Raw genomic sequence first — 12,492 nt, 5'->3', positions numbered from 1 at the left:
CGAAAGGTTCTGTTCGGCGCCAGGTACGGACCTTGCGCCTGATCCAATTAGCTAGCGACGATATTGACCAGTTTTCCGGGCACTACGATCACTTTACGAATAGTCAGGCCGTCGACAAAGCGCAGCACGTTTTCATTGGCCCGTGCGGCGGCTTCGACTTCTTCGCGACTGGCACTGGCCGGCATTTCGATCTGGCCGCGCAGCTTGCCGTTGACCTGAATCACCAGTTGCAGGCTGTCTTGGACCAGCGCGCTGTCGTCCAGAACCGGCCAACCGGCATCGATCACCGGATCGACGTGACCCAGGCGATGCCACAGCTCATGGCTGATGTGCGGGGTGATCGGGGCGAGGAGCAGGGTCACCGTTTCCAAGCCTTCGTGGATCAGCGCGCGGTCCTGTTCGGTGCCTTGTGCGGCTTTTTCCAGCACGTTCATCAGCGTCATCACCTGGGCGATGGCAGTGTTGAACTTGTGGTTCTGGCCCACGTCGTGGCTGGCCTGTTTGATAGCCTGGTGGATCGAACGGCGAATGGCTTTCTGCTCGTCGTTCAAGGTGGCGACGTCCAGTTTGCCCGGAAGGCCCTGGGTGACGTGCGCTTGAGCAAGACGCCAGACGCGCTTGAGGAAACGGTGCGAACCTTCTACTCCAGAGTCGGACCATTCCGCGCTCATGTCGGGTGGCGAGGCGAACATCATGAACAGGCGGCAAGTGTCTGCGCCAAACTGATCGATCATCGACTGTGGATCGACCCCGTTGTTCTTCGACTTGGCCATCTTCTCGGTCCCGCCGATTTCCACCGGCAAGCCGTCAGCTTTCAACTTGGCGCTGATAACCTTGGCTTTGCTGTCACGCTCAAGCTCGACGTCCGCCGGGTTGAACCAGGTATAAGCGCCGTTGGCTTCGCGACGATAGTAAGTCTCGGCGATCACCATGCCCTGGGTCAGCAGGTTCTTGAACGGTTCGTTGGAGCTCACCAGACCTTCGTCACGCATCAGCTTGTGGAAGAAGCGCGCGTAGAGCAGGTGCAGGATCGCGTGTTCGATACCGCCGATGTATTGATCCACCGGCAGCCAGTGGTCGGCCGCGGATTTTTCTACCAGGCCACCTTCATAGTGCGGCGAGGCGTAGCGGGCGTAGTACCACGAGGACTCGACGAAGGTGTCCATGGTGTCGGTTTCACGCTTGGCAGGCGCGCCGCATTTCGGGCACATGCATTCGTAGAACTCGGGCATACGCGCCAATGGCGAACCGGCGCCATCGGGTACGACGTCTTCCGGCAGCACGACAGGCAGTTGGTCTTCCGGCACCGGCACGTCACCGCAGGTATCGCAGTGGATGATCGGGATCGGGCAGCCCCAGTAACGCTGGCGGCTGATGCCCCAGTCGCGCAGGCGGAACTGGGTGCGCGAGGCACCGAGGTTTTTCTTGATCAGGGCCACTTCGATGGCGTCGAACGCGCCCGCGAAGTCCAGGCCGTCGAACTCGCCGGAGTTGATCAGCGTGCCGTGTTCGCCGTAGGCGTCCTGCCACGGCGCCGGGTTCTCGTCGCCAGCGCTGGTGCGCACCACGGACTTGATCGGCAGGCCGTACTTGGTGGCGAATTCGAAATCACGCTCATCGTGTGCCGGTACCGCCATGACCGCGCCATCGCCGTAGTGCATCAGCACGTAGTTGGCGACCCACACCGGCAGTTTTTCACCGGTCAGCGGGTGCTCGACGAACAGCGAGGTCGGCAGGCCTTTTTTCTCCTGGGTGGCAACGTCGGCTTCGGCCACGCTGCCGCCTTTGCATTGCGCGATGAACGCTTGCAGCTCAGGGTTGTTCTGCGCGGCCAGGGTTGCCAGGTGGTGCTCGGCTGCCACGGCAACGTAGGTCGCGCCCATCAGGGTGTCCGGACGGGTGGTGAAGACTTTCAGCGCGCCCGTTTCGCCGATCGAGTCGACGTTGTACGGGAACTGCACTTCCATGCCGCGGGATTTGCCAATCCAGTTGCGCTGCATGGTTTTGACTTGCTCAGGCCAGCCCGGCAGGTCGTCGAGACTCTCCAGCAGTTCATCCGCGTAAGCGGTGATCTTGAAGTAGTACATCGGGATTTCGCGTTTTTCGATCAGCGCGCCGGAGCGCCAGCCGCGACCATCGATCACCTGTTCGTTGGCCAGAACGGTCTGGTCGATCGGGTCCCAGTTCACGGTGCCGTTTTTACGGTAGATCACGCCTTTTTCGAACAGGCGAGTGAACAGCCATTGTTCCCAGCGGTAGTAATCAGGCTTGCAGGTGGTGACTTCGCGTGACCAGTCGACCGCCAGGCCCAGGCTGCGCAGCTGGGATTTCATGTAGGCGATGTTTTCGTAGGTCCACTTGGCGGGCGCTACGTTGTTCTTCATTGCGGCGTTTTCCGCCGGCATGCCGAAAGCGTCCCAACCCATGGGTTGCAGGACGTTTTTGCCTTGCATGCGCTGATAACGGGAGATCACGTCGCCAATGGTGTAGTTGCGCACGTGCCCCATGTGTAGCTTGCCGCTGGGGTAAGGGAACATCGACAGGCAGTAGAACGTCTCCTTGCCTGGCTGTTCACTGACTTCAAAGGACTTTTGCTCGTCCCAGAACGACTGGGCAGCATTTTCGATTTCGCGGGGCTGATAGTGTTCGTGCATGGCTACTTTTGAACTGAATAGGGGTGGCCTAATCCTCTTCAATGCAACGCTGGACGCTGATGACGCCAAAAGTGGCGTTTTCGATGCCCAGCCGAGCTGGAAGTGGAGTTACAGGAAGCGCCGTAGCATACATGACCGCGCTCTACCGAGGGAAACCCTGATTACACGCCTAGGGTCTGTTGACGTTGGGTGGCTCGCCACCCAACGTCAACAGACCCTAGGGCCGTTGGTCGCGGCACCTGAACGGTTTGCTCAGCGAAGCTAAGCTCTAGATGGGGAGTGAGTCTTATCTTCAATGAGGTGAGGGATGGTTGAGTCACAACGAAAAGTAACTAAACCGGAGTTGTACGAAAAGCTGATAGAGCGCCTGGGGCTGGCCCTGGATGCCGCAAGGACAGCTGGCCGGTTACGCGATGAGCGTCCGGTGGAGCTGGAACTTCGCGGGTTGAGCCGCGCAGAGTTCGAACTGATCATGGCTTATCTGGACCGTAGTGAGCGTGAGGCGCAAGGATGCTTGTCATCAGAAGCAGTGAAGCCTAAGGACGTCCCCCGTTCGGCGAAAATTATCTGGTTGCAAGACAAGCTATCTCGCAGAGACGCGGTAAAGGTCCGGTCCCTGCTGGTCAAGTAAGTGATCAGGCAAATGTTTGTTGCCCCAAGCGGGCGCATGATGTCGCCCATGATGGCTTTTTGATGAAAAGGCCTTCCATCTTAGTTGTCGCATTGCTTCAACCCACTTAGGCTTCGGGCATCTCTGGAGATGCTCGATGCCCTTTCGTTATTTCGTTAAACAATTGCTTCTGCCGCCCGGTATATTTTTGCTGTTGCTTGCGCTTGCCTGGTGGTTGCGCCGCTCAAGACCACGCCTTGCGGGGCTGTGTTTTGCCTTGGGGGCCGGAGGGTTCTGTTTGATGAGCTTGCCGGTCGTTGTGCAGTGGAGCGCCAAGGCCCTTGAGCGTGAAGCACCGCTGGCCCGCAGCGAGTGGGCGACTCTGGCCGAGCGCGCGGATGTGATTGTGGTGTTGGGGGCGGGGCGCGAACGCGGTGACCTTGCCTGGGGTTCCGATCAGCCGACCGGCGTGGCGCTGGAGCGCGAGCGCTATGCGGCGCGACTGGCCAAGGCATCGGGCCTGCCCGTGTTGACCAGTGGCGGCCTGCACTATGGCACGCCACCGACCGAAGCAAAGATGATGGCCGATTCGTTGCAGGATGATTTTGGGGTCACGGTGCGTTGGCAGGAAGGGCGCAGCCTCACCACGTGGGAAAACGCTCAATTCACCGCCGAAATGCTGGAGCCTTTAGGGTTTAAGCGGGTCGTGGTGGTGACGCAAGCCTGGCATATGCCGCGCAGCGTCTGGAGTTTCGAGCGGGCGGGATTTACCGTGGTGCCGGCACCGGTGGGCTTTTTAGGCACCGATAATGCCGAACCGTTGGGCGGCTGGATGCCAACGTTCAAATCAATCTGGCGATCGGGCCAGTTGTTGAATGAGGCCGTGGGGCAGATCGGGTATTCGATCTTTTACCGCTGAATTGATCGTTCCCACCTCTGTGGCGAGGGAGCTTGCTCCCGCTCGGGTGCGCAGCAGCCGCAAACCGGTCGCTTCGGTATCACCTGAAGAACCGTAGTGACCGGGTTGGGAGCGCTTCGCACTCCAGCGGGAGCAAGCTCCCTCGCCACAAGTGCTTAAACCGTCTTGGCGATCCGGCTGGTCAACAGTGCCCAGCCAAACAGCAGTACACAAAGGATGAGCAGTGGCCACGAGCGCCATTGCAGGTAAGGCGTCAGGTTGTGCATCGGCACCACGTCGCCGTAGAGAATGCCGCGTTCGAATTGCGGGATTTGCACGGTGATTTTGCCGAAGGGGTCGATTAATCCGGTGACGCCATTGTTGGTTGCACGAATCATCCAGCGGCCAGCCTCAAGCGCCCGCATCTGCGCCATTTGCATGTGTTGCAGCGGGCCGATGGAGGTGCCGAACCAGGTGTCGTTGCTGATGGTCAGCAGCAAATCGCTGCGCGCCGAAAGGCTGGCGGCAAATTCCGGGTAGACCACTTCGTAACAGATGAACGGTGCAATCTGATAACCCTTGGCTTGCAATAACGGCTGATCAGCCGGACCGCGGGCGAAATCCGACATTGGCAGATCGAAGAACGCAATCAGGCCGCGCAGCAACTCTTGCAGCGGTACGTATTCGCCAAACGGCACCAGTTTCTGCTTGAGGTAAGTGCCATCGCCTTGGCCAACCACCGTGATGCCATTGAAGAAGCGTCTCTCTTGATGCACTTCCTGGCGGATCGGCACGCCGGTAATCAGTGCCGAGTTACGGTCGGCGGCGAAGCTGCCCATCATGTTCAGGTAGCCCTCGGCAGACTCCTTGAGCACCGGGACCGCGGTTTCCGGCCAGATCAGCAGGTCGACACGTTTGGAGCTGAAACTCATGTCGCGGTACAGCGCCAGTTGCGCGTTGAGCTGCGCCGGATCCCACTTCATGCTTTGTTCGATGTTGCCCTGAATCGCCGCGACGCTCAGCGGGTTACCCGAAGGGCTGGTCCAGGCGTGGTCTTTGAGCGACAGGCCGATGACCCAGGGCGCGGCCAGCAACAGCAGGCCTGCGACAATAAAACCTTTGCGTCCGGCCCTGATCAGGCGTGGCAGGTTGTACGCAAGCGCGGCGGTCAGGGCCAGGCTGAAGGAAATCAGCCACATGCCGCCCAATGGCGCCAATCCGGCAAGCGGGGCGTCGAGTTGGCTGTAACCGGAATAGAGCCATGGAAAACCGGTGAGGAACCAGCCACGAAACGCTTCCTGACCCACCCACAGTGCCGCAAATGCCAAGGCATCGGCCAATGGCGCTTCGTTACGGCGCAACCAGCGCGCCCAGAGCCAGGCGGGGAGGGCGAAGAACCAGGCAATCGCAGCGGTGAAAGCCAGCATCAGCAACCCGGCGAGCAGCATCGAAGCGCCGCCAAAGTTGTGGATGCTGTAGTAGATCCAGCTGGTACCGGCGCCAAACAGGCCGAAACCAAAGCACCAACCGCGACCCAGTGCCTGACGAGGTGTCAGTTCACGCAAGCCTGCATAGAAAAATCCGACCGCCAGCAATGCCAGCGGCCAGATATCGAACGGCGCCAAGGCCAGAGTGGTGAGTGCACCGGCCGCCACGGCCAGCAGGTTACCGGGCCAGCCGGGGCGGGTGATCCAACGCATGTCAGTCCTTAACGGGCTATAGGGGTCAAGCGCAGCAAGTGAATGCGACGGCTGTCGGCGTTCAGGATGCGGAAGCGATAGGCGCCGATTTCAGTGATTTCGTTGCGTTTTGGCAGGTGTCCGAACGCGCTCATCACCAGGCCGCCAACGGTGTCGAATTCGTCGTCGGAGAATTCGCTGTCGAAGAACTCGTTGAAGTTCTCGATCGGCGTCAGGGCCTTGATCAGGAAGTCGCCGCTTGGCAGTGGCTTGATGTAGCTGTCTTCTTCAACGTCGTGCTCGTCTTCGATGTCGCCGACGATTTGTTCGAGCACGTCTTCGATGGTCACCAGACCCGCCACGCCGCCGTATTCGTCGATGACGATGGCCATGTGGTTATGGTTGGCGCGGAACTCGCGCAGCAACACGTTCAGACGCTTGGACTCGGGCACGAAGGTGGCCGGACGCAGCAAATCCTTGATGTTGAAGCTGTCGCCGTTCTCCTTGAGGATCAGCGGCAACAAGTCCTTGGCCAGCAATACGCCCATGACGTCGTCGTGGCTCTCGCCGATCACCGGATAACGCGAGTGTGCGGACTCAACCACGGCCGGGAGGAATTCACGGGGTGTCTGGGTCGCCTTGATACTGACCATCTGCGAGCGTGGGACCATGATGTCGCGTACTTGCAGGTCAGCGACCTGGATAGCACCCTCGACGATGGCCAGCGCTTCGCTGTCCAGCAACTTGTTCTGATGGGCATCACGCAGAAGCTCCAGCAGCTCCTGACGGTTTTTCGGCTCGTGGGCAAAAGCCTGGGTGAGTTTACCCAGCCAGGACTTTTGCCCGTTGCTCGATCGATCTTCGCTCATAGCGATTACTCTGAATCCTTTGTTGTAACGATAGGGGATGTTTCGGTTTCGTCGTCCGCATACGGGTCAGGATGACCCAACTCTGCAAGCAACGTTCGTTCCAGTGCTTCCATTTCTTCGGCTTCGTCGTCATCTATATGGTCGTAACCAAGCAGATGCAAGCAGCCGTGAATGACCAGATGCGCCCAGTGGGCCTTTAATTCCTTGCCTTGCTCGGCAGCCTCGCGCTCGACCACGGCCACGCAGATCACCAGATCGCCCAGCAACGGGATGTCCAGCAACTCGTCGGGCACGTCGGCAGGGAACGACAACACATTGGTTGCGTAATCCTTTTGGCGCCAGGTGTAGTTCAGCTCGCGGCCTTCTTCCTCGTCGACCAGGCGAATGGTCAATTCGGAGTCGGCGGTGCGCTGACGCAGGGCCAGTTCGCACCATTGACGGAATTCGGCTTCGCTTGGGGCAGGCGCTTCGGTCGCCAGTTGCAGATCAAGCTCAAGCATCGTGGCGATTGCCCTTTTCGGTGGAAAGCGTTGCAGGTTCGTCAATCAGGCGATTTTCGAAACGCTCATAGGCTTCGACAATGCGTTGCACCAGCGGGTGGCGCACGACGTCTTTGGGCTTGAAGTGGGTAAAGCTGATACCCGGTACTTCCTTGAGCACGTCGATGACGTGAATCAGCCCGGACTTGGTGCCCTTCGGCAGGTCGATCTGGGTGATGTCACCGGTGATGACCGCGGTCGAGCCAAAACCGATCCGCGTCAGGAACATCTTCATCTGTTCAACGGTGGTGTTCTGGCTTTCGTCGAGGATGATGAAGCTGTTGTTCAGCGTACGGCCACGCATGTAAGCCAGTGGCGCGACTTCGATCACCTGGCGCTCGATCAGCTTGGCGACGTGTTCAAATCCGAGCATTTCGTACAGTGCGTCATACAACGGGCGCAGGTACGGGTCGATTTTTTGTGCCAGGTCGCCGGGCAGGAAGCCGAGTTTTTCGCCTGCCTCGACCGCTGGACGTACCAGCAGGATGCGGCGGATCTGTTCGCGCTCCAGTGCATCGACTGCGCAGGCAACGGCCAGATAGGTCTTGCCGGTACCGGCCGGGCCAATGCCGAAGTTGATGTCGTTGCCCAGGATTTCCTTCACGTACCGCAACTGATTCAAGCCGCGAGGGCGAATCATGCCTTTTTTGGTGCGCAGGGCAACGGAAGGTTCGGCGGGCGAATGGTTGTCCATTTCTTCCACGGCCGATTCCTGCAGGAACAGGTGAACCATGTCTGGCGACAGCTCGCTACTCTTGGTTTCACGGTAGAGGCGGCGCAGAAGGTTTTCCGCGGAGAGGGTGTGCTTGAGCTCGCCGATCAATTCGAACTGATTGCCGCGATTGCGGATCACGATCGCCAGGCGCTGTTCGATCAAGCGCAAATGCTCGTCGAATTGCCCGCACAGATTGGCGAAGCGATGAGCCTCAAAGGGCTCGAGGATGAAACGATGTGGTTCTATGGGTGCGTTCAAGGTTGTTTTTAGCCGCCCTGGGGCAATGGAGATAAATCAAGGATAACGCCAGAGGCCTGGGTGCGAAAGCTCTTAAACAGGCCAACATCAAACACCCATTCCATACCTGTGGCGAGGGAGCTTGCTCCCGCTGGAGTGCGAAGCGCTCCCACCCCAGCCACTGCGGTTTTTCGGGGGATACCGAAGCGACCGGTTTGCGGCTGCTTCGCAACCGAGCGGGAGCAAGCTCCCTCGCCACAAGAGTCCGCGCTAGCCCTGTTGAATCAACGAGCCACGCAGCGAGTGCGGCTGTGCGGCGTCGATGTGCACGTCTGCGAACTGGCCGATCAAGGTCGGATTGTCGCAGCGAAAGTTTACGATTCGATTATTCTCGGTTCGGCCTTGCAGTTCGCCGGGGTCTTTTTTCGAGTAATCGGTCACCAGGATCCGCTGGGTCGAACCGACCATTTGTCGGCTGATCTCGAAACCCTGCTGATTGAGGCGATGTTGCAGGGCGTTCAGGCGCTCTTTTTTCAATTCTTCCGGGGTTTCGTCGGCCAGGTCGGCGGCCGGGGTGCCCGGGCGCTGGCTGTAGACGAACGAGTAGGAGAAATCGAAACCGACGTCTTCAATCAGCTTCATGGTCTGTTCGAAGTCTTTTTCGGTCTCGCCGGGGAAGCCGACGATGAAGTCCGAGCTGATGCAAATACCCGGCACGGCGGCGCGCAGCTTGCGCAGTTTCGATTTGTATTCGAGTGCGGTGTGGTTGCGCTTCATCGCCGCAAGAATCCGGTCCGAACCCGACTGCACCGGCAAATGCAGGTGTTTGACCAGTTCCGGCACTTCGGCGTGGGCCTGGATCAGGCTGTCGGAAAACTCCAGCGGGTGCGACGTGGTGTAGCGAATACGGTCGATGCCATCGACGGCCGCCACCACGCGGATCAGCTCGGCCAGATCGGCCAGGCGCCCGTCGTGGGTCAGGCCGCGGTAGCCGTTGACGTTCTGCCCTAGCAGCGTGACTTCACGCACGCCGTTTTCTGCCAGGTGAATGATCTCGGCAATCACGTCGTCGAACGGCCGGCTGACTTCTTCTCCGCGGGTATAGGGCACTACGCAGAAAGTGCAGTACTTGCTGCAACCTTCCATCACCGAAACATAGGCGCTTGGGCCATCGATGCGCGGTTCAGGCAGGTGGTCGAACTTTTCGATTTCCGGGAACGAGACGTCGACTTGCGGCAGCTTGGTCAGGCGCGCGGCGTCGATCATTTCCGGCAGACGGTGCAGGGTCTGCGGGCCGAAGACCACGTCGACGTAGGGCGCACGGTCACGGATTGCCGCACCTTCCTGGCTGGCCACGCAACCGCCGACGGCGATGACCATTTCCGGGTTGGCGAGCTTCAGTTCGCGCCAGCGGCCGAGTTGGGAATACACCCGGTCCTGGGCGCGTTCGCGAATCGAGCAGGTGTTGAGCAGGATGACATCCGCATCTTCGGCGCGCGCCGTCACTTCCAGGGCCTGATGTTCGCCCAGCAGATCAACCATGCGCGAGCTGTCGTACTCGTTCATCTGGCAACCGTGGGTTTCGATATAGAGCTTCTTGGCCATGGACGGAGTCATCACGTGATTCAAAGAACCGCGCATTATAGGGAACAAGTCCCCAGGTTCCTACCGTCGTGCGTCCAGCGGCTATGCTATAGTTCGCGCCCTTATTTTTATCCCTCGATGTGTTGCTCGCCCACCATGACCAAACGTGAAGCTCCAATCTACAAGGTGATTTTCCTCAACCAGGGCCAGGTGTTCGAAATGTACGCCAAGCAGATCTATCAAAGTGATCTGTGGGGCTTTCTGGAAGTGGAAGAGTTCGTCTTTGGCGAGCGCACGCAAGTGGTCGTCGATCCGAGCGAAGAGAAGCTCAAGGCTCAGTTCGAAGGCGTGGTGCGCAGTTTTGTGCCGATGCATTCGATTGTGCGCATCGACGAAGTCGAGCGTATGGGCACCCCGAAAATCAGCGAAGCCCGTGGCGCGGTTGGTAATGTCATGCCGTTTCCGATGCCGATGCCTGAGAAGTAAGCGGCTGCCCCCTGTGGCGAGGGAGCTTGCTCCCGCTGGGGCGCGAAGCGGCCCTGAATTATATCTGTCACACCGCGTTAGCTGACTTTACGACTGCTGCGCAGTCGAGTGGGAGCAAGCTCCCTCGCCACAGTAGCCCGCGCTGGGTTCAGGGCAATGGCGAGAACGGCGTACGCCCGTCCGCGCTTTGCAGTTCCATCAGGTATTTACGGAAAATTTGCCCCAGCACCTGGGTGGCGACTTCCAGTTCATCGCGTTGCATGTGCTCGGCCACTTCGTCGGCGGTGTCCAGCGCGTCTTCCGCGCCGTTGACCGCGGCCATTTTCAGCACGATATACGCCTGAACGTTATTGGCCGGCACGCCTTCGCCATGGAAGAACATGATGCCGAGTTTGAATTGCGCCTGAGCATGGCCTTGCAGCGAAGCTTTTTCGAAGTAACTGAGGGCTTGATTGAGGTCGCGCGGTACGCGTTTACCTTCGTAGTAGAACTCGCCCAACTCGTATTGCGCTTCCGCATCCCCGGCGTCCGACGCTTTCTGGCAGGCGGCGAGGGCCTCCTTCAGGTCTTCAGGCTGGGTATTGAGGGTGCAACGACCCATCGCTGGGATCAACAACGAGTTGCCGCCTGCTTGTGCATGCGCGAGCAGGGGCTGAAGGAGCAACAGGCAGCCCAGTGCAAGGGCGCGGCCGGTGCGGTTCATGGGAATCGACTTACCTCTGAAGGGCGCGCGGACCCGTCGAGGGATCCAATAAGCGCGCATTATGAAATAAGCAGGACCCACCTTACAAAGTCTTTACTCGTTTTTCTGCCGCGCGGGGATTATATCTGCTGCTTTTTGGGGATTTATCGGTGTCGCGTAAGAAATAAGGTAGACAGGTAGGATAAAGCTGACGCCGACAATCGTCGACGTCAGCGTCTATCGCATTACTTCAACGCAGCGAATGCACGTTCAGCGGCGTCCAGCGTCAGTTTCAGCTCGGCTTCGCCGTGAGCGATCGAAGTGAAGCCGGCTTCGAAAGCGCTCGGTGCCAGGTACACGCCACCTTCGAGCATCAGGTGGAAGAAGCGTTTGAACAGGTTGGCATCGCTGGCCATCACATCATCGAAGGTCACGATGTCGTCGGCACCGCTGAAGTACAGGCCAAACATGCCGCCGGCCTGGGTGGTCACGAACGGGATGCCAGCGGCGTCGGCGCGCTGTTGCAGGCCATCGAGCAGGCGACTGGTGTACTCGCTGAGTTCGGCGTGGAAGCCCGGGCGGCTGATCAGGCGCAGGGTGGTCAGGCCGGCGGCCATGGCCAGCGGGTTGCCTGACAGGGTGCCTGCCTGGTAAACCGGGCCCAGCGGTGCGATGTGCGACATGATTTCGCGCTTGCCGCCGAAGCAGCCGACCGGCATGCCGCCACCGATGATCTTGCCGAAGGTGCTCAGGTCCGGGGTTACGCCGTAGTGTGCCTGGGCACCCCCGAGGGCGACGCGGAAACCGGTCATCACTTCGTCGAAGATCAGCACCACGCCGTGTTGGTCACACAGGGTGCGCAGGCCTTCGAGGAAACCTGGCGCTGGCGGCACGCAGTTCATGTTGCCGGCCACGGGCTCGACGATGATGCACGCCACTTCCTGGCCGAGTTCGGCAAGCATTTTTTCAACGGCGTCGATGTCGTTGAATGGTAGCGTCAGGGTGTGTTTGGCGAAGGCGGCAGGCACCCCGGCGGAGCTTGGCACGCCTTGGGTCAGCAGGCCGGAACCGGCTTTCACCAACAGGCTGTCGGAGTGACCGTGGTAGCAACCTTCGAACTTGATGATGCTGTCGCGGCCGGTGAAACCACGGGCCAGGCGAATGGCGCTCATGGTCGCCTCGGTGCCGGAGCTGACCATGCGCACCATTTCCATCGACGGCACGATCGAGCAGACCAGGTCGGCCATCTCGGTTTCCATCGCAGTCGGGGCGCCGTAGGACAGACCGTGTTCAAGCTGCTTGCGCACTGCGTCCAGCACGTCCGGATGGCTGTGGCCGAGAATCATCGGGCCCCAGGAGCCGACGTAATCGACATAACGCTTGTCGTCTTCGTCCGTCACGTAGGCGCCTTCGGCGTGCTTGAAGAACAGCGGCGTGCCGCCGACGCTCTTGAAGGCACGCACAGGCGAGTTCACGCCGCCGGGAATGTGTTTCTGGGCATTGGCAAACAGGGTTTCGGAACGAGACATGATTGGACTC

General features: G+C 59.6%; 11 protein-coding genes. 3 read left to right on the top strand and 8 right to left on the bottom strand.

Annotated elements, in window-relative coordinates; genetic code table 11:
• Window positions 1–47 precede the first annotated feature (47 nt).
• Complete coding sequence (leuS, locus tag HK44_RS21925) at window positions 48–2,654, bottom strand: leucine--tRNA ligase (RefSeq protein ID WP_019691818.1); 2,607 nt, start codon at window positions 2,652–2,654, stop codon at window positions 48–50.
• A gap of 307 nt (window positions 2,655–2,961) precedes the next feature.
• Between leuS and HK44_RS21920 the strand changes: the two genes are divergently transcribed.
• On the top strand, window positions 2,962–3,285 hold the full coding sequence (locus HK44_RS21920) for a hypothetical protein (protein WP_019691820.1): 324 nt from the start codon (window positions 2,962–2,964) through the stop codon (window positions 3,283–3,285).
• A 136-nt stretch (window positions 3,286–3,421) separates the two neighbouring features.
• Window positions 3,422–4,183 (top strand): YdcF family protein, encoded by a 762-nt coding sequence (locus HK44_RS21915; RefSeq protein WP_019691821.1) that lies wholly within the window; start codon window positions 3,422–3,424, stop codon window positions 4,181–4,183.
• A gap of 155 nt (window positions 4,184–4,338) precedes the next feature.
• On the opposite strand, the gene lnt is transcribed toward HK44_RS21915, so the two are convergent.
• The 5 genes from lnt to miaB form a co-directional block, all read right to left on the bottom strand.
• Window positions 4,339–5,862 carry an apolipoprotein N-acyltransferase gene (gene lnt / locus HK44_RS21910; protein WP_019691822.1) on the bottom strand — a complete coding sequence of 508 codons (1,524 nt, stop codon included), beginning with the start codon at window positions 5,860–5,862 and terminating at the stop codon, window positions 4,339–4,341.
• Between the two features lie 8 nt (window positions 5,863–5,870).
• Window positions 5,871–6,710: an HlyC/CorC family transporter gene (locus HK44_RS21905; RefSeq protein ID WP_019691823.1), complete on the bottom strand. Its 840-nt coding sequence runs from the start codon at window positions 6,708–6,710 to the stop codon at window positions 5,871–5,873.
• A 5-nt stretch (window positions 6,711–6,715) separates the two neighbouring features.
• Complete coding sequence (gene ybeY / locus HK44_RS21900) at window positions 6,716–7,210, bottom strand: rRNA maturation RNase YbeY (protein WP_019691824.1); 495 nt, start codon at window positions 7,208–7,210, stop codon at window positions 6,716–6,718.
• Window positions 7,203–8,222: a PhoH family protein gene (locus HK44_RS21895; protein WP_019691825.1), complete on the bottom strand. Its 1,020-nt coding sequence runs from the start codon at window positions 8,220–8,222 to the stop codon at window positions 7,203–7,205. Before HK44_RS21895 ends, ybeY begins: the two co-directional genes overlap by 8 nt.
• Before the next feature lie 249 nt (window positions 8,223–8,471).
• Window positions 8,472–9,806 (bottom strand): tRNA (N6-isopentenyl adenosine(37)-C2)-methylthiotransferase MiaB, encoded by a 1,335-nt coding sequence (miaB, locus tag HK44_RS21890; protein ID WP_024265123.1) that lies wholly within the window; start codon window positions 9,804–9,806, stop codon window positions 8,472–8,474.
• A 135-nt stretch (window positions 9,807–9,941) separates the two neighbouring features.
• Between miaB and HK44_RS21885 the strand changes: the two genes are divergently transcribed.
• Entirely contained in the window at window positions 9,942–10,271 is a 330-nt protein-coding gene (locus tag HK44_RS21885; protein ID WP_008052403.1) for a DUF1820 family protein, read from the top strand.
• A gap of 148 nt (window positions 10,272–10,419) precedes the next feature.
• On the opposite strand, the gene HK44_RS21880 is transcribed toward HK44_RS21885, so the two are convergent.
• Window positions 10,420–10,974 (bottom strand): tetratricopeptide repeat protein, encoded by a 555-nt coding sequence (locus HK44_RS21880; protein ID WP_019691827.1) that lies wholly within the window; start codon window positions 10,972–10,974, stop codon window positions 10,420–10,422.
• A gap of 224 nt (window positions 10,975–11,198) precedes the next feature.
• A complete protein-coding gene (gene hemL / locus HK44_RS21875; RefSeq protein WP_019691828.1) occupies window positions 11,199–12,482 on the bottom strand; it encodes a glutamate-1-semialdehyde 2,1-aminomutase in 1,284 nt (427 codons plus the stop codon).
• Between the last annotated feature and the right edge of the window lie 10 nt (window positions 12,483–12,492).

The organism is Pseudomonas fluorescens HK44 (genome assembly GCF_000217955.3).
GTDB lineage: Bacteria > Pseudomonadota > Gammaproteobacteria > Pseudomonadales > Pseudomonadaceae > Aquipseudomonas > Aquipseudomonas fluorescens_AQ.
The sequence above is the reverse complement of the archived record's forward strand: the minus strand, read 5'-3'. Positions and strand labels throughout refer to the sequence as shown.

Coding starts and splice junctions, on each gene's coding strand:
- HK44_RS21920 (WP_019691820.1), top strand. CDS start 2,962: ATGGTTGAGTCACAACGAAAAGTAACTAAACCGGAGTTGTACGAAAAG.
- HK44_RS21905 (WP_019691823.1), bottom strand. CDS start 6,710: ATGAGCGAAGATCGATCGAGCAACGGGCAAAAGTCCTGGCTGGGTAAA.
- ybeY (WP_019691824.1), bottom strand. CDS start 7,210: ATGCTTGAGCTTGATCTGCAACTGGCGACCGAAGCGCCTGCCCCAAGC.
- miaB (WP_024265123.1), bottom strand. CDS start 9,806: ATGGCCAAGAAGCTCTATATCGAAACCCACGGTTGCCAGATGAACGAG.
- HK44_RS21885 (WP_008052403.1), top strand. CDS start 9,942: ATGACCAAACGTGAAGCTCCAATCTACAAGGTGATTTTCCTCAACCAG.
- hemL (WP_019691828.1), bottom strand. CDS start 12,482: ATGTCTCGTTCCGAAACCCTGTTTGCCAATGCCCAGAAACACATTCCC.
- leuS (WP_019691818.1), bottom strand. CDS start 2,654: ATGCACGAACACTATCAGCCCCGCGAAATCGAAAATGCTGCCCAGTCG.
- lnt (WP_019691822.1), bottom strand. CDS start 5,862: ATGCGTTGGATCACCCGCCCCGGCTGGCCCGGTAACCTGCTGGCCGTG.
- HK44_RS21880 (WP_019691827.1), bottom strand. CDS start 10,974: ATGAACCGCACCGGCCGCGCCCTTGCACTGGGCTGCCTGTTGCTCCTT.
- HK44_RS21915 (WP_019691821.1), top strand. CDS start 3,422: ATGCCCTTTCGTTATTTCGTTAAACAATTGCTTCTGCCGCCCGGTATA.